At 72.7% G+C, this 22,516-nt stretch carries 19 protein-coding genes; 14 read left to right on the forward strand and 5 right to left on the reverse strand.

Annotation, left to right across the window (positions count from 1 at the left end):
* Window positions 1-16: 16 nt before the first annotated feature.
* Genes AB0M93_RS17645 through AB0M93_RS17655 form a run of 3 tightly spaced genes read left to right on the forward strand, consistent with a single transcriptional unit; the run spans window position 17 to window position 3,496 of the window.
* Window positions 17-2,116: a prolyl oligopeptidase family serine peptidase gene (locus tag AB0M93_RS17645; RefSeq protein ID WP_364274617.1), complete on the forward strand. Its 2,100-nt coding sequence runs from the start codon at window positions 17-19 to the stop codon at window positions 2,114-2,116.
* The gene (locus tag AB0M93_RS17650; protein WP_364274620.1) at window positions 2,113-3,063 is read left to right on the forward strand and encodes an LLM class F420-dependent oxidoreductase; all 951 of its coding nucleotides are present in this window, start codon (window positions 2,113-2,115) and stop codon (window positions 3,061-3,063) included. Before AB0M93_RS17645 ends, AB0M93_RS17650 begins: the two co-directional genes overlap by 4 nt.
* Before the next feature lie 55 nt (window positions 3,064-3,118).
* Window positions 3,119-3,496, forward strand: coding sequence for a hypothetical protein (locus AB0M93_RS17655; RefSeq protein WP_364274623.1), 378 nt, complete (start codon window positions 3,119-3,121; stop codon window positions 3,494-3,496).
* Here AB0M93_RS17655 and crcB read toward each other — a convergent pair.
* The 3 genes from crcB to AB0M93_RS17670 are packed head-to-tail and all read right to left on the reverse strand — an operon-like array spanning window position 3,493 to window position 4,603.
* The gene (crcB, locus tag AB0M93_RS17660; RefSeq protein WP_364274625.1) at window positions 3,493-3,867 is read right to left on the reverse strand and encodes a fluoride efflux transporter CrcB; all 375 of its coding nucleotides are present in this window, start codon (window positions 3,865-3,867) and stop codon (window positions 3,493-3,495) included. The two genes, AB0M93_RS17655 and crcB, sit on opposite strands and share 4 nt — an antisense overlap.
* Complete coding sequence (locus tag AB0M93_RS17665; RefSeq protein ID WP_364274628.1) at window positions 3,864-4,196, reverse strand: DUF190 domain-containing protein; 333 nt, start codon at window positions 4,194-4,196, stop codon at window positions 3,864-3,866. Before AB0M93_RS17665 ends, crcB begins: the two co-directional genes overlap by 4 nt.
* The gene (locus tag AB0M93_RS17670; RefSeq protein ID WP_364274631.1) at window positions 4,196-4,603 is read right to left on the reverse strand and encodes a CrcB family protein; all 408 of its coding nucleotides are present in this window, start codon (window positions 4,601-4,603) and stop codon (window positions 4,196-4,198) included. Before AB0M93_RS17670 ends, AB0M93_RS17665 begins: the two co-directional genes overlap by 1 nt.
* A gap of 144 nt (window positions 4,604-4,747) precedes the next feature.
* Here AB0M93_RS17670 and AB0M93_RS17675 point away from each other — a divergent pair, with 144 nt between their 5' ends.
* The 11 genes from AB0M93_RS17675 to AB0M93_RS17725 all read left to right on the forward strand — a co-directional run bounded on the left by AB0M93_RS17675 (window position 4,748) and on the right by AB0M93_RS17725 (window position 20,519).
* A complete protein-coding gene (locus tag AB0M93_RS17675) occupies window positions 4,748-6,400 on the forward strand; it encodes an aminotransferase class I/II-fold pyridoxal phosphate-dependent enzyme (protein WP_364274634.1) in 1,653 nt (550 codons plus the stop codon).
* Window positions 6,397-7,680 carry a SidA/IucD/PvdA family monooxygenase gene (locus AB0M93_RS17680; protein ID WP_364274637.1) on the forward strand — a complete coding sequence of 428 codons (1,284 nt, stop codon included), beginning with the start codon at window positions 6,397-6,399 and terminating at the stop codon, window positions 7,678-7,680. The genes AB0M93_RS17675 and AB0M93_RS17680 overlap by 4 nt, the downstream gene beginning before the upstream one ends.
* A complete protein-coding gene (locus AB0M93_RS17685) occupies window positions 7,677-9,410 on the forward strand; it encodes an IucA/IucC family protein (RefSeq protein ID WP_364274640.1) in 1,734 nt (577 codons plus the stop codon). The genes AB0M93_RS17680 and AB0M93_RS17685 overlap by 4 nt, the downstream gene beginning before the upstream one ends.
* Window positions 9,407-10,711 carry a glutamine synthetase gene (locus tag AB0M93_RS17690; protein ID WP_364275156.1) on the forward strand — a complete coding sequence of 435 codons (1,305 nt, stop codon included), beginning with the start codon at window positions 9,407-9,409 and terminating at the stop codon, window positions 10,709-10,711. The genes AB0M93_RS17685 and AB0M93_RS17690 overlap by 4 nt, the downstream gene beginning before the upstream one ends.
* Window positions 10,712-11,195: 484 nt before the next feature.
* Window positions 11,196-12,608: a Si-specific NAD(P)(+) transhydrogenase gene (gene sthA, locus AB0M93_RS17695; RefSeq protein ID WP_364274643.1), complete on the forward strand. Its 1,413-nt coding sequence runs from the start codon at window positions 11,196-11,198 to the stop codon at window positions 12,606-12,608.
* Window positions 12,609-12,696: 88 nt separating this feature from the next.
* The gene (locus tag AB0M93_RS17700) at window positions 12,697-14,586 is read left to right on the forward strand and encodes an intein-containing Rv2578c family radical SAM protein (protein WP_364274646.1); all 1,890 of its coding nucleotides are present in this window, start codon (window positions 12,697-12,699) and stop codon (window positions 14,584-14,586) included.
* Window positions 14,587-14,752: 166 nt separating this feature from the next.
* Window positions 14,753-15,355 carry an organomercurial lyase gene (gene merB / locus AB0M93_RS17705; RefSeq protein ID WP_364274649.1) on the forward strand — a complete coding sequence of 201 codons (603 nt, stop codon included), beginning with the start codon at window positions 14,753-14,755 and terminating at the stop codon, window positions 15,353-15,355.
* A 156-nt stretch (window positions 15,356-15,511) separates the two neighbouring features.
* Window positions 15,512-17,287, forward strand: coding sequence for an aspartate--tRNA ligase (aspS, locus tag AB0M93_RS17710; RefSeq protein ID WP_364274652.1), 1,776 nt, complete (start codon window positions 15,512-15,514; stop codon window positions 17,285-17,287).
* On the forward strand, window positions 17,287-18,234 hold the full coding sequence (locus tag AB0M93_RS17715; protein ID WP_364274655.1) for a DUF389 domain-containing protein: 948 nt from the start codon (window positions 17,287-17,289) through the stop codon (window positions 18,232-18,234). Before aspS ends, AB0M93_RS17715 begins: the two co-directional genes overlap by 1 nt.
* Window positions 18,235-18,313: 79 nt before the next feature.
* A complete protein-coding gene (locus tag AB0M93_RS17720; protein ID WP_364274658.1) occupies window positions 18,314-19,498 on the forward strand; it encodes a phosphotransferase in 1,185 nt (394 codons plus the stop codon).
* Window positions 19,499-19,637: 139 nt separating this feature from the next.
* Entirely contained in the window at window positions 19,638-20,519 is an 882-nt protein-coding gene (locus tag AB0M93_RS17725) for an SGNH/GDSL hydrolase family protein (protein ID WP_364275158.1), read from the forward strand.
* Here the strand turns inward: AB0M93_RS17725 and AB0M93_RS17730 are convergent.
* Together AB0M93_RS17730 and AB0M93_RS17735 are read right to left on the reverse strand one after the other, a co-directional pair.
* Complete coding sequence (locus tag AB0M93_RS17730; RefSeq protein ID WP_364274661.1) at window positions 20,491-21,219, reverse strand: YfcE family phosphodiesterase; 729 nt, start codon at window positions 21,217-21,219, stop codon at window positions 20,491-20,493. The two genes, AB0M93_RS17725 and AB0M93_RS17730, sit on opposite strands and share 29 nt — an antisense overlap.
* A gap of 62 nt (window positions 21,220-21,281) precedes the next feature.
* The gene (locus tag AB0M93_RS17735) at window positions 21,282-22,493 is read right to left on the reverse strand and encodes a cytochrome P450 (protein WP_364274663.1); all 1,212 of its coding nucleotides are present in this window, start codon (window positions 22,491-22,493) and stop codon (window positions 21,282-21,284) included.
* Between the last annotated feature and the right edge of the window lie 23 nt (window positions 22,494-22,516).

Raw genomic sequence — 22,516 nt, forward strand, 5'->3', positions numbered from 1 at the left:
CTGGAAGAGTGCGGGCGTGACCGATGTCGACGACCTCCCGTTCCTCCGCAAGCAGGCCCGGACCCAGCGCTTCACCCTCGGCGCGCCGAAGGAGTTCCGGGTCGCCCCGGACGGCTCCCGCGTGCTGTTCCTGCGCGCGGAGTCGGGCACCGACCCCCGGCACAGCCTGTGGTCGGCCGACCTCGCGACCGGCGCCGAGACGAAGCTCGTCGACGCCGCCGAGCTGCTGCCCGGCGAGGAGGAGCTGCCCGCCGAAGAGCGCGCGCGGCGCGAACGGGCCCGCGAGACCGGCGGCGGTGTCGTCCACTACGGCGTCGACGCGGCCTTCACCGTCGCGGTGTTCTCGCTCTCGGGCAAGCTCTACACCCTGGACCTCGCTTCGGGCGAGGTGACGCTGCGCGTCGACGGCGCGGTCATCGACCCGCGGCCCAGCCCGGCCGGCACGCACGTCGCCTACGTCCAGGACCGGCGGCTGCACGTGCTGGAGCTGGCGTCCGGCGACGACCGCGTGCTGGTCGAGGAGGACGGCGAGGACATCGCCTGGGGCCTCGCCGAGTTCATCGCCGCCGAGGAGATGGACCGCACCCGCGGCTACTGGTGGGCCCCCGACGGCCGCAGCATCCTCGCCGAACGCTCCGACCGCGGCCCGGTGCCGCGCTGGACCATCGCCGACCCGGCCAACCCGCAGCACCCGGCGAACGTCGTCGCCTACCCGGCCGCGGGCACCACGAACGCGCTGGTGTCGCTGTCCGTGCTCGGCCTGGACGGCTCGCGCGTCGACGTCGCGCCGGGCGACTGGGAGTACCTGGCGTCGGTGCACTGGTCGGCCGGCGGCGCGCCGCTGCTCGCCGTGCAGCCGCGCGACCAGAAGCGGATGGACGTCCTCGCCCTGGACGTCACCGACGGCTCGACGTCGGTCGTGCACACCGCTGCCGACCAGCACTGGATCGACATCGTCGGCGGCGTCCCGGCCTGGACCCCCGACGGCCGGCTGGTCGTCGAGGGCATGGTCGACGGCGACCACCGGCTCTTCGTCGGCGGCGAGGCCGTCACGCCGGCCGGGCTGCAGCTGCGGGCCGTGCTCGACGTCGGCGACGAGATCCTCTTCAGCGCGTCGGAGGACGACCCGACCCAGATCCACGTCTTCCGCACGGAAGGCGGCTCGGTGCGCCGCCTGTCCACTGTGGACGGCGTGCACGTGGGCGCCGGGTCCGCCGCGGTCACCGTGCTTTCGTCGTGGAGCCTGGAGCACAGCGGGCCGCGCGTGTCGGTCCTGCGGGACGGTTCGCCGGTGGCGTCGATCGAGTCGTCCACTGTGGACCCGGACATCGTGCCCAACCTGACCTGGCTGACGCTGGGCGAGCGGAACCTGCGTGCGGCGCTGCTGCTGCCGCGCGGGTACGAGCCGAGCGAGGGCAAGCTGCCGGTGCTGCTCGACCCGTACGGCGGGCCGCACGCCCAGCGCGTCCTGCAGAGCCGCAACGCGTTCCTGACGTCGCAGTGGCTGGCCGACCAGGGGTTCGCGGTGCTCGTCGCGGACGGCCGCGGCACGCCAGGCCGCGGCGCGGTGTGGGAGCGCGAGATCCACGGGCGGCTCGCCGACGTCACCCTGCAGGACCAGGTGGACGCCCTGCAGGCGGCGGCCGCGCAGTTCCCCGAGCTGGACGTGGAACGCGTGGCGATCCGCGGCTGGTCCTACGGCGGGTACCTCTCGGCGCTGGCGGTGCTGCGCCGGCCGGACGTCTTCCACGCGGCGGTCGCGGGCGCGCCGGTCACCGACTGGTCGCTGTACGACACGCACTACACCGAGCGGTACCTCGGGAAGCCACAGGACGAACCGGACAGCTACGCGCACAACTCGCTGATCGAGAGCGCGGCGGAGCTGAGCCGCGCGCTGCTGATCGTGCACGGGCTGGCCGACGACAACGTGTTCGTCGCGCACTCGCTGCGCCTGTCGTCGGCGCTGCTGGCGAAGGGCCGCCCGCACGTCTTCCTGCCGCTGGCGGGCGCCACCCACATGACGCCGCAGGCCGAAGAGGTCGCGGAGAACCTGATGCGCACGCAGGTCGATTGGCTGCTGCGCGAGCTGTCCGCCGTCGAGAAGGAGACTGCATGAGCCGCTGGGGCCTCACGATCCCGCTGACCGGGGTGCCGCTGACGGCGCACCGCGAGCTGGTCGAACAGCTGCCGGACCTGGGCTACACGGACGCGTGGACGGCCGAGACGGCGGGCACGGACGCGTTCACCCCGCTGGTGCTGGCGTCGCAGTGGGCACCGCAGCTGCGCCTGGGCACGGCGATCGTCCCGGTGTACACGCGCGGCCCCGGCCTGCTGGCGATGCAGGCGGCCACGGTGGCGGAGCTGGCCCCGGGCCGGTTCGTCCTCGGCATCGGCGCGTCGTCGCCGGTGATCGTGTCCCAGTGGAACGCGGCTTCCTTCGACGAGCCGTTCGCGCGGTCGCGGGACACGCTGCGCTTCCTGCGCACGGCGCTGGCGGGGGAGAAGGTCAGCGAGAAGTACGAGACGTTCGCGGTCTCGAAGTTCCGCCTGGAGCGCCCGGCCGACCCGCCGCCGTCGATCATGCTGGCGGCCCTGCGCCCGGGCATGCTCCGCCTGGCGGCCCGCGAAGCGGACGGCGCGATCACGAACTGGCTGGCCGCTTCGGACGTACCGCAGGTGCGTTCGGTGGTCGGTCCGGACGTCGAGCTGGCGGCCCGGATCTTCGTCTGCCCGACGGAGGACGCGGAAGCGGCACGCGGCCTGGGGCGGATGCTGATTTCGAGCTACCTGACGGTGCCGGTGTACGCGGCGTTCCACGAGTGGCTGGGGCGTGGCGAGGCGCTGGCCCCGATGCACGAGGCTTGGGCGGCCGGCGACCGGCAGAAGGCGAACCAGGTGATCCCGGACTCGGTCGTGGACGAGCTGGTCATCCACGGGAGCGTGGAGTCCTGCCGCGAGCAGGTGCAGTCCTACGTGGACAACGGGCTGACGACGCCGATCATCGCCCTGCTGCCGACCGGCGAGGACCCGTTCGAGCAGGTGCGCGGCCTGGCGCCGCGCTGATATCCCGTTGCCCTCCGCCGGCGCCCGGTGTTTCCTGGGCGCCGGAGGAGGACGGATGAAGCGCAGGACACCGCCGGAGAAGAAACGGCTCAGCTACCTGAAGGACCGGCGCGACGACTACGGCGAAAACGCCAAGTCGACGCGCAAGGACCTGCCGCGCAGCAAGGCGTTCGCCCGCCGCGCGAACCGCGCGCGGGAGAACCTCGCGCTGCGGGCGGCGACCGGTGTGCCCGACGAAGCCCGCGCCGAGGCGGCCGAGCTGCGGCTGCTGCGGAGCCGGCGCCGGGTGAAGCGCAAGTGGGCCCACACCACGCTGGCCGAGTACGTCGAGTGGAAGCTCGAGCGCCGCGCGGGCCGGGAAAACGGCCGGGCCACGCGGCTCGACGAGGCGCTCGGCCGCGTGCAGCGGCGGATGCGGCGTCCGGACCGCTAGGCGAAGACGCCGGTCGCGAGGAGCAGGCCCAGCGCCCCCGAGGCCAGGCCTGCGACCACCGTCGCCAGCACGTTCAGCACGGCGTACAGCCGCGTCTTCTCCAGGAACAGCCGGACCGTCTCGTACCCGAACGTCGAGAACGTCGTCAGGCCGCCGCAGAAGCCCGCCGCCACCAGGGCGCGGACCGAGGACGGCTCGGCGCCGTGCAGGAGCCAGCCGCTCAGGAAGCCCAGGATGAACGAGCCGATGATGTTCACCGTCAGCGTCCCGAACGGGAACGGCGAGTCGCGCCGGTGCTGGATGCGGCGGTCGGTCAAGTAGCGCAGCACCGACCCCGCCGCTCCGCCCACGGCCACCAGGACCGGCGTCACTCCGTCCGCCCCCCGTGGCGGACCACCTCGACCTGGTCGAGTGTCACCAGTCCCTCGCCGATCAGCTCGTCCAGCCGGGGCAGGAACGTCCGCAGCTTCGCCTCGTCGTCGATGATCACGATCACCAGCGGCAGGTCTTCCGACAGCGACAGGATCCGCGTCGTGTGGATCAGCGACGACGCGCCGTAACCCTCGACGCCGCGAAGGACCGAAGCGCCCGCGAGCCCGGCGTCGCGCGCCCGGCGGACGATCTCGTGGTAGAGCGGCTTGTGGTGCCAGTGGTCGTCTTCGCCGATGTAGATCGTCAGGCGGGTCGCGGGTCCTTCCATCAACGTCCCCTTCGCACAGCTCGCGTTGCGGTGAGACCGGCGGCGACCGCGGTCAGGCACAGCGCCACCGACGCCACCGCGTAGGCCAGCGAACCCAGTATGCGCCCGGTCGTCGCCGCGTCGAGGGTGTCGGTGACGAACGTGGAGAACGTCGTGAACCCGCCGAGGATCCCGACGCCGAGGAACGGCCGGAGCAGGTGGTGGGGGCGCGCGGTGGTGGTCAGGATCGCCATCAGGACACCGATGAGCAGGCAGCCGAGCACGTTGGTGAGCAGCGTCGCGAGCGCGAACTCCCCGCGGGCGTGCGGGATCGCCACGGACAGGCCGTACCGGGCGAGGCTGCCCAGCGCGCCGCCGGCGGCGATGGCCAGCAGGACGTCCCACCGGGTCGCGGGCACGGTGATCACCTCCTCGCGCTGAACCTACTCCCGATGGCCGACGCGTTCCCGCCACCCGGTCGAGCATGCTGGACGGGACCGGATGACAGGCAGCCGCCGGTCGCCGTACTGTGGCTCAGCGTAGGCAAGGCAACCCTAAGGAAGGCGGGGCACATGCGGGCAGACGGGCTGGCCGGTGGCGAAGGCGGCGCGGACCGGCTCGGCGAGCTGATCCCGGTGGCCCTCCGCGGAATGGCGGCGGGCATCGCCGAGCGCGGCGGCCCGGTCCCGGCAGGCGGCCCGGCCGCGGTGGCGGCGGCCCTGGTGGCCGAGCGCGGCGAGCTCGACCAGGCGACGGCGGCCGGCGGGCCGGTGCCCGCGGGCGGGGCGGGCCGACAGGCAGCCACCGAGACGGCTGCCGCCTCCCGCGGCGCGCTGGATCCGGCCGCGACCGTGCCAGGCGCCGGATCCGTCGCCGCCGAAGCAAGTCGCCTCCGGTCCGCCCCGGGAGCCGCCCCTCACGCTGAACCCGCCGCCGCCCACCGGCTTCCGTCCGCCCTGCCCCGGACCGGCGTCGGGGCCGAAGCCGCCCTCGAAGAGCTCAGCCGGCTTCTCGCCGCCGGGTCGGCCGATCCTGCCGATCCCGCCTGTGCCGCTCACCTGCACTGCCCGCCGCTTGCCGTCTCCGTGGCCGCCGATGTCGTCGCGAGTGCGCTCAACCCCTCCATGGACTCCTGGGACCAGGCGCCCGTCGCCAGCGAACTCGAGCGGGAGTTCACCGCCGGAATCGCCCGATTGTGTTACCCGCGCGCCGAAACCCCCGATGCCGTCGTGACCACCGGTGGCACCGAGTCCAACCTCCTCGGCCTGCTTCTGGCCCGCGAACGCAACCCCCGTGCCCAGCCCGTCTGCGGCGCCAACGCCCATCACAGCGTCGCCCGCGCCGCCTGGCTGCTCGGCCTGCCCGCCCCCGTCGTCGTCCCCTGCGAAGGCGACCGGATGCTGCCCGGCGCCCTCGCCGGCGTCCTCACGCCGGACTCCGTCGTCGTCGCCACCGCCGGCACCACCAACACCGGCACCCTCGACCCGCTGCCCGAAATCGCCCGGATCTGCCGCCGGCACCAGGCGCGCCTGCACGTCGACGCGGCCTACGGCGGCATGGCGCTCTGCAGCGAGTCGCTCAAGACCAAGCTCGCCGGGCTCGAGCTGGCCGACTCCGTGGCCCTCGACCTGCACAAGTTCGGCTGGCAGCCGGTCGCCGCCGGGCTCTTCGCCGCCCGGGAGGCCGCCGACCTCGCCGCGCTCACCGTCCGGGCCGAGTACCTCAACGCCGACGACGACACCGAAGCCGGCCTGCCCGACCTGCTCGGCCGGTCGATCCGGACGTCGCGGCGGCCCGACGCCTTCCGGATGGCCGTCACCGTGCACGCGCTCGGCACCGACGGTCTCGGCGCGCTCGTCGAACGCTGCTGCACCACCGCCACCGAGGTCGCCCGGCTCGTGGACGACCACCCCGGGTTGCGGCTGTGGGGCACGCCGGAACTGTCCACAGTGGTGCTGCGGCCGTCGGTCGCCGACGAGCTCGGCGGCGACGCCGGTGACGAGCTCGTCGCCCGCGTGCGCCGCGCCCTGCTCGAAGCGGGCACCGCGGTCGTCGGCCGCGCCGCGCTGCCGACCGGGCCGGGCGGCGAGAACCGGCTGTGGCTGAAGCTCACGCTGCTGCACCCCGGCACGACCGGCGGCGACTACCGCCCGCTGCTCGACCGGATCGCCGCGACCGCGGGTGCCGAACTGGTGGCCGGCCGGGAAAGCCCGGTCGCTTCGTGAGGCGCCACCACCTCGCCGGGATCGGGATCGGGCCGTTCAACCTCTCGCTCGCGGCGCTGGCCGCCCCGGTCGACGGCCTGGACGCGGTGTTCTTCGACGCGCGCCCGGAGTTCCGCTGGCACCCCGGCCTGCTGGTCGAGGGCGCGACGCTGCAGGTGCCGTTCCTGGCCGACCTCGTCACCCTGGTCGACCCGACGAGCCCGTTCTCCTTCCTGAACTACCTGCGCGACCGCGGGCGGCTGCTGCCGTTCTACTTCGCCGAGCGGTTCCACCTGCCGCGCGCCGAGTACGACGACTACGGCCGCTGGGCCGCTGCCCGGCTGCCGTCGTGCCGGTTCGGCCACGAGGTCACCGGCGTCCGCTGGCACGACACCGAAGCGGCGTTCGAGCTGACCGTCGCCGGGACCGAGCCGGTGCTCGCCGACGCCGTCGTGCTGGGTGTCGGCTCGGTGCCGTCGGTGCCGGAACCGCTGCGCGGGCTGGTGGCCGACCCGGCCGTCCCGGTGCTGCACTCGGCCGACTACCTGACCCACCGGGACGCGCTGCTGGCCGCGGACAGCGTCACGGTGGTCGGGTCCGGGCAGTCCGGGGCCGAGGTCGTCCTCGACCTGCTGCGCTCCCGGTCCACTGTGGACGGACTGCGCTGGCTGGCGCGGACGCCGGCGTTCGCGCCGATGGAGTACTCGAAACTCGGGCTGGAGCAGTTCACCCCGGACTACACCGGGTACTTCCACAGCCTTCCGGACGCCGTCCGCGACCGGCTGCTGCCCACGCAGTGGCAGCTGTACAAGGGCATCGACACCGAAACGATCGGCGCGATCCACGACGAGCTCTACCGCCGCAGCATCGCCGGGCCGCCCGGCGCGGTGCTGACCCCCGGCGTCGAGGTGGTCTCCGCGTCCACTGTGGACGGCGAGATCGAGCTCGGCGTGCGGCACGCGCAGCAGGGCCGCAGCGGCACCGTGCGCACCGCCGCCGTCGTCGCGGCCACCGGTTACGCGGAGACGCCGACCGGACCGCTGCTGGCCGGGCTCGGCGACGCCGTCCACCGCGACCAGCGGGGGCGCCTGGTCGTCGATGCCGGCTACCGCGTCGCCCTCGACGTGCCGGGGCCGCTGTTCGTGCAGAACGCCGAGCGGCACACCCACGGCCCCGGTGCCCCCGACCTCGGTCTCGGCGCCTGGCGGGCGGCCGTGATCCTCAACGCCGTGTGCGGCCGGACCGTGCACGAGCTGCCCGGCCGCACCGCCTTCACCACGTTCGGCCTGGAGGAGAATTGACGATCGACGAGGCGGCCGCCTGGCGCGCGGCCGGCGCCCTGATCACGCACAAGATGCTCGGCGAGCTGTCCTACGAGCACATGCTGGAGCCCGTCGCGGACGGCGACGGCTACCGGCTGGACCTCCCGGACGGCGTGAGCTACACCTTCCGCGCCCGGCGCGGCGCGTTCGACGCCTGGACGGTCGAACCGGGCAGCGCGCGGCGGGGCGGCGAGCCGGTCACCGATCCGCGCACCCTGGTCGTCGACGCCCGCGCGGTGCTGGGCCTGAGCGGCCTGCGGCTGGCGGACGTGCTGGCCGAGCTGACCGCGACGGTCGCCAACGAGGCCGCCCGGCTGCGCCGTGCGCCGACCGCAGCCGAGCTGTCCACAATGGATTACAACCGGGCCGACGGGCACCTCACCGGCCACCCGCGGCTGGTGCTCAACAAGGGCCGCGTCGGCTTCTCCGCCCGCGACCGCGCCCGGTACGCCCCCGAATCCGGGGAAGACCTGCGGCTGCGCTGGTTCGCCGTGCACCCCGGGCACGCCGAGTTCCGCTGCGTCGACGAGCTCAGCCGGGACGCGCTGCTGGACGCCGAACTCGGCGACCTGCGCCGGGACTTCGCCGCCCGGGCGCCCGAGGACTACGTCTGGGTGCCCGTGCACCCGTGGCAGGCCGACGAAATCGTCGGCACGCTCTACGCCGCCGAGCTCGCCACCGGCGTCGTGATCGACCTCGGCGAGAGCACGGACGCCTACCGGCCGCACCAGACGGTCCGGACGCTCGCGAACGTGAGCACGCCGGGCCGCCACGACGTCAAGACCGCGGTTTCGGTGCGGAACACGCTCGTCTACCGCGGGCTCAACTCGGCGGCCACGCTCGCGGGGCCGTCGGTGACGTCGTGGCTGCGCCGGATCAGCGCGGCCGATCCGCTGCTGACCGAGGAGTACCGGTTCGGGCTGCTCGGCGAAGTCGCGAGCGTGTCGGTCAAGCACCCGCTGTTCGGGCACATCGAGGAGCTGCCGTACCGGTTCCACGAAACCCTGGGTGCCCTGTGGCGCGAGCCCATCCAGGTCGCGGCGGGGGAGCGCGCGATTTCGTTCGCCGCGTTGCCCTACCGCGGGCCCGACGGCGTTTCGGTGCTGACGCACCTGATCGGCGGCGGCGACGCGACGGTGTGGCTGACGCGGCTGTTCGATCTGCTGCTGACGCCGTTGCTGCAGTGGCTCTTGCGCCACGGTGTCGGCTTCTGCCCGCACGGCCAGAACCTCATCCTCGTCGTCGACGCCGCCGGGGTCCCGCAGCGGGTGCTGATCAAGGACTTCGCGCAGGGGGTCGACCTGCTCGACGAGCAGCTGGACAGCTACACGTCCCTCCCGCCGGAGGCCGCCGCGGACATGCTGCGCTGGCCTGCGCACCTGCTGGCCCAGTCGCTGTTCAGCTCCGTGTTCTCCGGCCAGTTCCGGTTCTGGGCCGAGGTCCTGCTCGACGAGCTGGGGCTGCCGCGGGCCGCGTTCTGGGCGCCGGTGCGGGAGATCACCGCCCGCTACCGCGACGAGAACCCGGACGTGGCCGCGCGCTTCGATGCCTGCCGGCTGTTCGCGCCGGACGTCGAGCGTGTCACGCTCAACCGGGAGCACTTCGCCGGTCAGGGCTTCGACAAGGTGGAACGCGACGACGAGTTCGACGTCCGCTGGGGGCGGGTGCCGAATCCGCTGCACTCGGCGGATCCGGACGGCGCGTGGTGACGGCGTTCGCGCGGCCGGCCGGGCCGCGGTCGCTGGCCGCCCGGCGGGCGGCGGCCGCGGCGGGGGAGGCGGTGCTGCGGGGTGTCCTCGCCGAAGACGGCGCCCGGCTGCTCCTGCTCGTCCCTGACCCGCACGCCCGGTTCGCCGCGGTGGAACTGGCCGCGCCCTTCGCCGCTTCGGCGCTCGACGACGGTTACGGCGTTTGCAGCTATGTCTTCGCTTGGACGCCGTCGCGGGATCCGCTGCCCGCGTCCGGGGTGCTCGGTGGCTATTTGGCGGGGTTCGGCGATCTGCGCGTGCGGCCGGACGCGGCTTCGGCCGTTCCGCTGGGGGATCGGACCTGGGCCGTGGTGTGCGACGCCGAATGGCCTTCCGGGGCCGCCGCCGAGCTCGCGCCGCGTGAGGTGTTGCGGGGGCAGCTCGCCGCGCTGGAGGGGCTGGGGCTCGTACCGTCGGTGGGTATCGAGCACGAGGTGGTTTTTCGTGACTCCGCCGGGCCGCTCACCTCGCACGGGGTCGACTACGCCGTGGGCGGGACCGAACGGCTGACGCCGTTGCTGCGCGATCTGCGGACGGCGCTGGACGATGCCGGGCTGGGGGTGGAAAGTGCGCGGGCGGAATGCCATCCGGGGCAGTACGAGATCGTGCTTCGGCATCGTGACGCCTTGGCTGCCTGTGATGACGTCTTGTTACAGCAGCTGATCGTGCGGCGGGTTGCGGCTCGTCATGGTGTCACCGCCGACTACCTCGCTGCGCCCGAGGTAGGGCAGGGGAGTTCGGGACATGTGCATCTTTCCTTGTCCGCGGTGGACGGTTCGGCGCCGGATCTGCTGGGTGGGTTCCTGGCCGGTGTGCTGCGGGATGCGCGGGCGTTGACCGGTGTCTGGGCGCCGACGTGGAACAGCTACGTGCGGCTGCGGACTGCGCCGTTTTCGCCGCGTGAGATTCGCTGGGGGTATGACGACCGGACCGCTTCGGTGCGGGTTGCCGGGGCGTCGTCGAGTCCTCGGCTGGAGTTCCGGTTCGCCGGGGCCGATGCGCAGCCTCATCTCGTGGTGGCCGCCTTGCTGGCCGCTGGACGGTTCGGGTTGGAAGAAAATCTGGCGCCGCCGGAGGCTGGGGCTGTGGTGGGTTCGCTGGCGGCGTCGCCTTGGGAGGCTTTGTCGCTGGTGGATCGGGTCGGGGAGCTGCTCGGGGGTGATGTTGCTGCTCAGCTGGCTGCTCTGCTGGGTGAGGAGATCGAGTCCGGGTTGGATACCGTGACCGATTGGCAGCGGTTGCGGGGTTCTTTGCGGTCCTGATTTTTTTTTTGCGGTTCGCCACCCCGACGCCTGATTGTGACTACGGACGGTGGCACTGCGCAGCCAGTCGGCCACCGGGGCCGGCGGGAGCCGGCGCGCCGAGCCGAAGCAGCGGCCGGTGGCCACGGCGGCGCCTTCCGCGCGCGCCGGCCCGGCGAGCTCGATGACCAGCCCGGGCGCCGCCGCCCGCCGGACCTCGGCGCCGGGCCGGTCGAGCAGTCGGCGCAGGGCGCGCGGCGGCCGGCGCCGGTGCCCGCGTCGCCCGACGGCGTCCGGCAGATCAGGTCGCACCGTTCGACGCACTGGCGCTCGAGCCCGGCGATCAGCCGGCGGGGCTGCGCCAGGCCGGCGTGCACGACGAGGTACGCCACCAGCGCGACCGACCGCGGCGACCGCGCTCACCCCAACCCCGAGACGGCATTGCCGGCGGATCTTCACCGGTGGGGGGTTGCGCCGAGGCCGCCGGGTGCGCAGGCTCGACATCGTGAGCGAGCACGAGTACGACCTCATCGTCATCGGTTCGGGCCCCGGCGGGCAGAAGGCCGCGATCGCCGCGGCGAAGCTCGGGAAGCGGGTGGCGATCGTCGACCGCCACGACATGGTCGGCGGGGTGTGCGTCAACACCGGCACGATCCCGTCCAAGACGCTGCGCGAGGCGGTGCTCTACCTGACCGGCATGAACCAGCGCGAGCTGTACGGCGCGAGCTACCGGGTCAAGCAGGACATCACCATCGCCGACCTGCTGGCGCGCACCCAGCACGTCGTCGGGCGCGAGGTCCAGGTGGTGCGCGCGCAGCTGATGCGCAACCACATCGACCTGATCGACGGCACCGGCTCGTTCGCCGACGCGCACACCGTGGTCGTCGAGGGCCGCCACCGCGGCGACCGGCGCACGCTGTCGGCCGACCACGTCGTGATCGCCACCGGCACCCGGCCGGCGCGGCCGAAGCAGGTCGACTTCGACGCCGCCCGCGTGCTCGACTCCGACGAGATCCTGCGGCTCGAGCAGATCCCGTCGTCGCTGGTCGTGGTGGGCGCCGGGGTGATCGGGATCGAGTACGCGTCGATGTTCGCCGCGCTCGGCTCGCGCGTCACCGTGGTCGAGCAGCGCGACCACATGCTCGACTTCTGCGACCCGGAGATCGTCGAGTCGCTCAAGTTCCAGCTGCGCGACCTCGGCGTCACGTTCCGCTTCGGCGAGAAGGTCGCGGACGTCGCGGTGTCCGACGACGCGACGATCACGACCCTGGTCAGCGGCAAGCGCATCCCGGCCGACGGCGTGATGTACTCGGCCGGCCGCCAGGGCATGACCGGCGAGCTCAACCTGGAGGCGGCGGGCCTGGCCGCGGACGAGCGCGGCCGGCTGGTGGTCGACGAGAACTACCGGACGGCGGTGCCGCACATCTACGCGGTGGGCGACGTGATCGGCTTCCCGGCCCTGGCGGCGACGTCGATGGACCAGGGCAGGCTGGCGGCCTACCACGCGTTCGGCGAGCCGGCGAACGAGCTGGGCGCGCTGCAGCCGATCGGCATCTACACGATCCCGGAGATCTCGTACGTCGGCGCGACGGAGGCCCAGCTGACGTCGTCGTCGGTGCCGTACGAGGTCGGCATCGCCCGCTACCGCGAGCTGGCCCGCGGCCAGATCACCGGCGACAGCTACGGCATGCTGAAGCTCCTGGTGTCCACAGCGGACCGCAAGCTGCTGGGCGTCCACGTGTTCGGCACGGGCGCGACGGACCTGGTCCACATCGGACAGGCGGTGATGGGCTGCGGCGGTACGGTCGACTACCTGGTGGACGCGGTGTTCAACTACCCGACGCTGTCGGAGGCGTACAAGGTGGCGGCACTGGACGCGACGAACAAGATCCGGGCGCTGGACCGGTTTTCGTCCTGACGGACCTCATTGGTCACACCAGCACCACGTGATCCTCCCGCCGCGAACCGGTTTGACACTCGTCTAGAACATATGTTCGACTGACGGCGTGCGATGGGATCGGCAGCGGAGCGGGGAGGGTGAACCGGCACTGCCCGGGCTGGAGGGCCTGGTGCGTTCGGTGCGGTCACCGGAATTCGACGGCGTCACCTTTCACGAGGTGCACGCGCGGTCGGTGCTGAACAAGGTGCCGGCCGGCTCCGGCGTGCCGTTCGGCTGGACCGTCAACCCCTACCGCGGCTGCTCCCACGCCTGCACCTACTGCCTCGAAGGCGGCACCCGGATCCTCATGGCCGACGGCCGCACGCGGGCGTTGTCCGATCTGAAGGTCGGCGACGAGATCTACGGCACCCGCGGCCACGGTGCCTCCCGGCGGCTGGTCCCGACCCGGGTCGAAGCCCACTGGACCACCCTGCGCGCCGCCTACCGCGTGACGCTCGAAGACGGCACCCGGCTCGTCGCCGGCGGCGATCACCGGTTCCTCACGAGCAAGGGCTGGAAGCACGTCACCGGCAGCAAGTTCGGCGCCGCGCAGCGGCCGCACCTGGAGCCCGGCACCGAGCTGATCGGCGTCGGCCGGTTCGCCCCGACGCCCGACGAGACGCTCGGCTACCGGGCCGGCTACCTCTGCGGGATGCTGCGCTCCGGCGGGTTCGCCGCGGAGCCGGACGCCGCCGCGCGGGCGCTGGAGTACCTGCCGGACTTCGGCGCTTCGGTCGGTTTTCTCAAGGTGCCGCCCGATCCGGACGCCCACTGGCAGCGCGGGTTCCTCGCCGGCGTCTTCGACCTCGCGGGCGGCTACGGCCGCGGGGTGCTCGCGGTGTCGCACGACGAGCCCGAGATCGCCGACGCCTTCACCGCCGCGCTCGCCCGGTTCGGGTTCGCGAGCCAGCTCGACGAGGTGCCGAAGTTCCCGACGCGCCAGGAGATCCGGCTGCTCGGCGGCGTCGGCGAGGTGCTGCGGTTCCTGCACGTGAGCAACCCCGCCGTGGCCTGGAAGCGGTCGCTCGAAGGCGCGGCGATCGGGGCGAGCCGCCGCCGCGTCGAAGCGATCGAGGCGCTGGGCCTGCAGCTGCCGCTGTTCGACATCACCACCGGCACCGGCGACTTCGTGGCCGACGGCATGGTGTCGCACAACTGCTTCGCCCGGAACACCCACACCTACCTCGACTTCGACGCCGGCCGCGACTTCGACACCCAGGTGGTCGTCAAGATCAACGCACCGCAGGTGCTGGCCGCGCAGCTGAAGAAACCGTCGTGGCGGCGCGAGCCCGTCGCGATGGGCACCAACACCGACCCCTACCAGCGTGCCGAGGGCCGCTACCGGCTGATGCCGGGCATCATCACGGCGCTGGCGAGGTCCGGCACGCCGCTGTCGGTGCTGACGAAGGGCACGGTGCTGGCGCGGGACCTGCCGCTGCTGAAGGACGTCGCCCAGGACGTACCGGTGGGGCTCGCGGTGTCGATCGCGCTGCTCGACGAAGAGCTGCAGCACCGCCTCGAACCCGGCACGCCGAGCCCGCGGGCGCGCCTGGAGCTGGTCCGCAAGGCCCGCGACGCCGGGCTGCCGTGTTCGGTGCTGGTGGCGCCGGTGCTGCCGTGGCTGACCGACTCGGCCGAGGCACTGGACGCGCTCTTCGCGCAGCTCGCCGACGTCGGCGCGTCGAGCGTCACGGCGTTCGCGCTGCACCTGCGGCCCGGCGCGCGCGAGTGGTTCGGCCGCTGGCTGGCGGGCACGCACCCGGAGCTCGTCCCGCGGTACCGCGAGCTGTACGCGCGGGGCAGTTACGTGCGGAAGGCGTACCGGGAACGGCTCGCGGAGCGGGTCGCGCCGCTGCTGCGCCGGCACGGCCTGGACGCCAAGACCGGCTTCGACCTGCGCGGCCCGGCGGTGTCCGCGCCGGCCGGCGTTCCGGCGGAACAGCTGCGCCTGCTCTGAGAGTCCTTTGTGGACCGACCGGGTGACGCACTGCGCCGTTCGCGTCAATCCGGGCCCGTTCGCGCCCCGGTGTCTTCGGCTTGCGGCAAAATGTCCGATCGTGTCGTTGTCGTGGCGTGTCACCGGCGCCTAACGTCGGAGGGATCGACCCCGGAAGGAGCCGGACGTGACGACCTCGCAGACCGACCGTGTCGCGGCTGCCCGGCTCGCCTGGGCCGCGCTCAAGCTGACACGGGCCGGCCGGCACCCGGTGGGCGTCGACCGGCTGGCCGCGACGGTCGGCGTGCCCCCGGCCGAAGCCCGGCGGCTGGTCGACCTGATCGGCTTCACCCTGCACCGCGACCTGGTCTCCACCGGCCCGGCCCCGCGCGGCGCCCGCCACCGCCTCGAACCGGCCGAAGGCACCCTCGGCGCCGGCCCCGACGGCACGGTGGACATGTTCCTGCTGGCCATCGCCACCGGCGAGCGCGTCCACGCGACGGCGACCTGCCCGGTCACCGGGACCCGCATCCGCATCGAGCTGACCTCCAACGCGATCCTGCTGGTCGACCCGCCGACGGTGGTGGTCGCGGCGGTCGACCTCGGCTTCGGCGTGGACGGCGCCGACGCGGTCGCGTGCGCGGGCCAGCCGTTCTTCGCCTCCGCCTCCGCGGCGGCGAGCTGGCTGGTGGCGAACCCGGGCGGCCGCATCTACCAGGTGGCGGCCTACCTGGCCCAGGCGCACCGGCTGGTCGCGGCGCTGGAGATCCGGCCCAAGTACGTCCTCTGACCACCGCGCGGAAGCAGCCTGCCGACGTCGTACGCTGTGACATTCGGGGCTTCGCCCCGAGCCGGGGGCTCCGCCACCCGGACCCCCGAAAGCGTTGAGTGGTTCGTTAGCCTTTCAAGCAGCGTGAACCACCCATGTCGAAGGAGAGCAGTCGCAGTGCTCCGCACTCACAACGCCGGCACCCTGCGTGCCGGACAGGCCGGACAGACCGTCACCCTCACCGGATGGGTGGCCCGGCGGCGCGATCACGGCGGCGTCATCTTCATCGACCTCCGCGATGCCAGCGGCGTGGCCCAGGTCGTCTTCCGCGAAGGCGAGATGGCCGAGCGCGCGCACGCGCTGCGCTCCGAATTCTGCGTGAAGATCGTCGGCGAGGTCGCCGAGCGCCCCGAGGGCAACGCGAACGCCGAGATCCCGACCGGCGAGATCGAGGTCCTCGCGACCGAGCTCGAGGTGCTGTCGGAGTCCGCGCCGCTGCCGTTCCCGATCGACGACCGGGTCGACGTCGGCGAAGAGATCCGGCTCAAGCACCGCTACCTCGACCTGCGCCGCAGCGGCCCGGCCGCGGCCATGCGGCTGCGCAGCGAGGTCAGCCGCGCCGCGCGCGAGGTGCTGCACGCCCAGGACTTCGTCGAGATCGAGACCCCGACGATGACCCGCTCGACCCCCGAAGGCGCGCGCGACTTCCTGGTGCCGGCCCGGCTCAAGCCCGGCTCCTGGTACGCCCTGCCGCAGTCGCCGCAGCTGTTCAAGCAGCTGCTCATGGTCGGCGGCATGGAGCGGTACTACCAGATCGCCCGCTGCTACCGCGACGAAGACTTCCGCGCCGACCGCCAGCCCGAGTTCACCCAGCTCGACATCGAAATGAGCTTCGTCGAGCAGGACGACGTCATCGCGCTCGGCGAGGACATCGTCTCGGCGCTGTGGAAGCTGATCGGGCACGAAATCCCGCGGCCCATCCCGCGCATCACCTACCACGAGGCGATGGCCAAGTACGGCTCCGACAAGCCGGACCTGCGCTTCGACCTCGAAATCACCGACATGACGGAGTTCTTCGCCGACACGCCGTTCCGCGTGTTCCAGGCGCCGTACGTCGGTGCGGTCGTGATGGCCGGCGGCGCCGGGCAGCCGCGCCGCCAGCTCGACGCGTGGCAGGAGTGGGCGAAGCAGCGCGGCGCGCGCGGCCTCGCGTACATCCTCGTGAACGAGGACGGCACGCTCGGCGGCCCGGTCGCCAAGAACCTGTCCGAGACCGAGCGCGAGAACGTCGCCGCCGCGGCCGGCGCCAAGCCGGGCGACTGCATCTTCTTCTCCGCCGGCAAGGCGTCGAGCACGCAGCCGCTGCTCGGTGCCGCGCGCGACGAGATCGGCAAGCGGCTCGGCCTGATCGACGAGAACGCCTGGTCGTTCGTGTGGGTCGTCGACGCGCCGCTGTTCGCGCCGGTCGAGGACATCGGCGACGACGTCGCCGTCGGCTCCGGCAAGTGGACCGCGGTGCACCACGCGTTCACCTCGCCGACGCCGGAGTGGATCGACAAGTTCGAGCAGGACCCGGGCAACGCGCTGGCCTACGCCTACGACATCGTCTGCAACGGCAACGAGATCGGCGGCGGCTCGATCCGTATCCACCGCGGCGACGTCCAGAAGCGCGTCTTCCAGCTGATGGGCCTCGGCGAGGAGGAGGCGCAGGAGAAGTTCGGCTTCCTGCTCGACGCCTTCGCCTTCGGCCCGCCGCCGCACGGCGGCATCGCGTTCGGCTGGGACCGGATCGTCATGCTGCTGGCCAAGGCCGACTCGCTGCGTGACGTGATCGCGTTCCCGAAGACCGGCGGCGGCTACGACCCGCTGACCGCGGCGCCCGCGCCGATCACCGCGCAGCAGCGCAAGGAGGCCGGGATCGACGCGAAACCGGCCGCTCCGCCGCAGAACTAGTGCTGCACCTGAGGGCCGTGTGCCCGCCGGACAAGACCGCTTCGGCGCTCGACATCCTGCGGGCCCACGCCGGGACCGCGCACCTGATCGTGCACCGCGGCGCCGCCGTCTCGCCCGAAGGCGACCTCGTCGAGGCCGACATCGCGCGCGAGGCGGCGGACGAGATCGTCGACGCGCTGTGCGTGCTCGACCTCGACCACACCGGCGGCATCACGCTCGAAGCGCTCGACACGGCGCTGTCCGACGCCGCCGACGAGGCGGAAGAGGCGGCGCCGGGCGAGGGTGCGGACGCCGTCGTGTGGCAGGAACTGCTGGGCCGCACGGGTGAAGAATCGCGGCTGAACGTGACGTTCCTGGCGTTCCTCACCATCGCCTGCCTGCTGGCCGCGGCCGGCGTGCTCACGAACTCCGCGGTGACGATCGTCGGCGCGATGGTGGTCGGCCCGGAGTTCGGGCCGCTCGCCGCGCTCGCGGTCGGGCTCGTCCTGCGCCGCTGGGACCTCGTCCGCCGGGCCGGTGCCGCGCTGGCCCTCGGCTTCCCGCTGGCGATGGTCGTGACGCTGGGCGGCGCGCTGCTGGTGCACGTGACCGAAGTCTTCGGCGCGGACGCGTTCCGGCTGGAGCGGAACCACGAAGTCGACTTCGTCTTCTCGGTCGGCGTACCGTCTCTGGTCGTCGCGATGCTCGCCGGGGCCGCCGGGATGCTCGCCATGACGTCGGCGAAGTCGGCGGCGCTGGTGGGCGTGTTCATCTCGGTGACCACGGTGCCGGCGGCGGGGTACGCGGTCGTCGCGGCCGTGGCGGGGGAGTGGAGCCGGTGTCTCCAGTCCGTCGGCCAGCTGCTGGTCAACCTTCTCGGAATCGTTGCAGCAGCGGCCATTGTGTTGATCGTGCGCCGGAATGGGCAACGTTCAGCGGTGGGAAGGCGTCCGCTTTCACGGGGGTGACCCGCCTTCGGGCGGGATGCGCCTTTCTGTCCGGATGTCAGTAGTCATGGTTGCTCAGTCACGAGTAGGGTCGGTGACAATGACAGTCGACACCTCCTCCACCGGCGACGCTGGGGTCGGGGCAGGAGCCGAGCAGCTCGCCGTCGCCGCGGCGGTCGCGGCGGGCGAGTCCGTTCTCTCGCGCCGGTTCGGCAGTGCGATCACCCTCGTCTCGCCGGAGGACCTCGCGGGCAGCGGGCCGGCGACGGTGGTCCGGGCGCGGGTGGTGTCGTCGTCGTTCGCGTTGCCGCGCACGCTGGTCATCAAGCACTACCCGGACCAGCCGGCGGCGGGAGCCGACCCGTTCGCCCAGGAGGCGGTCAGCTACCAGCTGTTCACGGCCCTGGCGCCGGACGAGCGGATGTGCCCGGAACTGCTGGCCCACGACGGCCGCGACCGCGTGCTGGTGCTGGAGGACCTCGGCCGCACACCGACGCTGGAGGACAAGCTCTACGCACGGGATTCCCGCGCGGCCGAGCGCGCCCTGCTGTCGTGGGCCAGGTCACTGGGCCGCCTGCACGCGAGCACGGCCGGGCGCGAAGCGGACTTCAACGCGTTGCTGCGCCGCCTCGGCGGCCCGGCGAAGACGGAATCCGGCGGCGTCGACGAGCTGTGCGCGCGGGTGCCGCCGCTGATCCAGGAGCGCCTGGGCATCCCGGTGCCGGACGAGGTCCGCGCCCAGGTGACGGCGGCGCTGGACCAGTCGCGGGCGGCGGGCTTCCGGGCGTTCAGCCCGGTCGAGCTGAGCCCGGACAACAACCTGGTGACGGGCCAGGGCGTCCGGTTCCTCGACTTCGAGTACGGCTGCGTCCGTTCGGCCCTGGTCGACGCGGCCCACCTGAGGTTGCCGTTCGCGAGCTGGCCGGACGCACTGGCCCTCCCGGCGGGCATGAGCGAGGCGATGATCGCGGCCTGGCGCGCGGAGGTGGTGAGCACGTGGCCGGCCCTGGCCGACGACGAGGTCCTGGCAACGCACCTGACGGCGAGCGAGCTGCTGCGGGTGTGGCTGATCACGGGCGAAGAGCTGAGCTCGTTGAACCTGTCCCGCCACGCGGCCCCGGTGAGCCGCGAGGCGGCGTTCGTGACGTGGTGGCGGGACCTGGCGAAGCACGCTGGGTACGTCCGGATGACGGCGTTGTCGGAGTTCGCGGCCCGCGTGGCGGCGGCACTGGCGGCGCGGCTGGGACCACACGCCGACCTGGCGTTCTATCCGGCGTTCCGCTGAGACCTCGGCTGTCCACAGTGCGGCCGTGATGGGGATGGCTGGTTGCGGCTTCCGGCCGTCGTGAGGTCCGCGTCAAGAATTAGGCCCGGTGTCGCAGGCGCGTTACCTCGACCTCACCGCCTGTGAGCCTGCGTGGCCGATGGTCGTCAGCGTGACCGTGATGAGCGTCGATGTCACTCCCGAACTCCCCGAACCCGGACGGCAGCCCGGGCGACAGCCGGACCGGCCCAAGCTGGCCGCGGTTCCGCCGCTGCCGCGAAGGCAAGCGCGGCGCCTGGTCGTGCTCGGGGACTCCACCGCCGTCGGGCTCGGGGATCCCCTTCCGCGACGGGCCGGCTGGCGTGGGGTCGGCCCGCTGGTCGCCGCCGCGCTCGGGGTCGCCGAGGACGGCTACCTCAATCCCTCCTTCGCCGGGGCGCGGATGCGGTGCGTGCTCACCGAACAGGTGCCCGCCGCCGTGGCCCATCGGCCCGATGTCGCGCTCGTCGTCGCCGGCATGAACGACACCCTGCGGCCCGACTTCGACGCCGCTCGCGTCGCCGCGGACCTCACCGAGGTGATCCGCCGGCTCACCGAGACCGGCACCACCGTGCTGCCCGTCCGGTTCCACGACCACAGCAAGGTCTTCCGCCTCCCGCAGTCGCTGAAACGCGCCCTCAGTGCCCGCGTCGCCGAGCTCAACGCGGCCATCGACGAGGTCGTCGCGCGGGAAGGTGTCTCGTGCCTCGATCTCGCGCGGCTGCCCGGTGCCTACGACCTGACGTCGTGGAGCGTCGACCGGCTGCACCCCTCCGAGCTGGGGCACCGGATGCTCGCGAGCGGCTTCACCGGGCTGCTCGCCGACGCCGGGTTCGACGTGCCGGAACCGGTGAGCCTCACCTGCGGCGGCGGGGTCGAGCCGAGCACCGCGGGGCACGTGGGGTGGCTGGTGCTCAAGGGCATCCCGTGGCTGTGGCGCCGCGGCCGCGAATTCCTGCCCTACGCCGCCGTCATCATGTGGAACTCGTTCCGCGCCCGCTGAACACCCGCAACGCTTCGACGTCCGAAACCGGGTTGCGGACGAAGTAGTCCGCCCATTCTTCGATGTCCGGATATGCCGACCGCGAAACCAGATACCGGCACGCCGCTTCGGCGTCGTACTCCGTGCGCCGCAGCTGGACGCCTTCGCCGAGCAGGGCCCAGTGCGCACCCCTTGCCCCGTACGGCATCCCGACGCTGCCGGGGTTCACGACCAGCCTGCGGTCGGCGAACCGGGCGAACTGCATGTGCGTGTGCCCGCAGACGACCGTCGACGCCGTCACGCCGTCCAGTACCTCCGCCCAGCGCTCCGGCGGAGAATCCACCAGCACGATCTCGGTGTCGTTGCGCGGGGTGGCGTGGCAGAACAGCACGTCGCCCGACGTGACCGTCAGCGGCAACGCGTCCAGCACCGGCAGGTCGGCCGGACGCAGCTGCCGCGCCGCCCACGGGAAGATCGGGTCCGGGACGAACGTGCCGCCGGTGCGGGCCGATTCGGCCAGCTCGCGGTCGGCGTTGCCGCGGACCCACACCGCGCGGTCGCCGAGCGCCTGCAGCCGCTCGAGGGTCTCGACCGGCATCGGCCCGGCGAGCAGGTCGCCCAGGAGCACGATCCGGTCCGCCGCCCGGACGTCCGGCTCCGCCAGGACCGCCTCCAGCGCCGGCAGCACCCCGTGGATGTCGGACAGCACGGCCACGTTCATCGCCCCACCTTCGGGCACGCGAAGCGCCCTGGGCGAGGGATTTCGCCCAGGGCGCAACGCGGTCACGCCGTGGTGAGCGGCAGCTCGCGCACCCCCGTCATGTTCGGGTTGACCTGGAACTTCGGCGGCTCACCCGGGATCGTGCGCAACGCCGGGTAGCGGTCGAACAGGATGTTCAGCGCCACCCGGCCTTCCAGCCGCGCGAGCGGCGCGCCGATGCAGAAGTGGATGCCGCGGCCGAACGCCAGGTGCGGGTTCGGGTCGCGCAGCGGGTCGAACTTCCCCGGGTCGGCGAACACCCGCTCGTCCCGGTTGGCCGCCGCCACCCAGCAGAGCAGCATCTGGTCCGCCGGCACGGTGACGCCCCCGACCTCCGCCTCGCGCATCGTCGTGCGGCCCACCGCCGCGAACGGCGTCAGGAACCGCAGCGACTCCTCGATCACCGGGGGCACGAGCGACCGGTCCGCGCGCGCCGGTTCGTCCCACTCCGGGTAGGTGTCCAGGCACAGCACCACGTTGCCGAGCAGCATCGTGGTGGTGATGTGGCCGGCCAGCAGCAGGATGTTCGCGAAGTTGACGACCTCGGCGCGGGACAGCCGTTCGCCGTCCAGCTCGGCCTCGACCAGCTTCGTCAGCAGGTCCTCGCGCGGCTGCTTGCGCCGCTCGTCGACGTGCCCGCCCAGGTACTCGATGAGCGCTTTCTGGCCTTCCAGGGACTTCTTGATCGCTTCGTTCTGCTTCTCGTCCTGCTTCACCAGCGAAACCTGGTCGGCGGACTCGAACATGCGGTCCACCCAGCCCTTGAACAGGTACCGATCGCTCGCCGGGACGCCCAGCAGCTCGGCGATCACGATCACGGGCAGCGGGTAGGCCAGGTCGGCCACCAGCTCCAAGCGGCCGCCGGCGGGCGCGGCGTCGAGCAGCTCACGGGTGATCGCGGCGATCCGCGGCTCGAGGTCCGCCACCACCTTCGGCGTGAACGCGCGGCTGACGAGCTTGCGCATCTTGTTGTGCAGTGGCGGGTCCAGCTGCAGGATGCTGCCCGCCGCCAGCGCGTCCTCGTCCGCCTCCGGCAGCATTTCCTTCGGCACCAGCCGGGACGTGTCGGAGGAGAACGTCGCCGGGTCGCGGAGGATCTCCTCGGTCTCCGGGTGCCCGTAGACGTTCCACATCCCCAGTTCCGCGGCGAACTCGACCTGCTTCTCCGGCTGCTTCCCCCGCAGCCAGAACTGGGATTCGTGGAGTCCCCAGGTGTCGGCGAGTGTGGTGGTCATTTCCGCCCCTTTCCCCTGTGTGG

This window comes from Amycolatopsis sp. NPDC051102, from assembly GCF_040682815.1.
In the GTDB taxonomy this organism is placed as follows: domain Bacteria; phylum Actinomycetota; class Actinomycetes; order Mycobacteriales; family Pseudonocardiaceae; genus Amycolatopsis.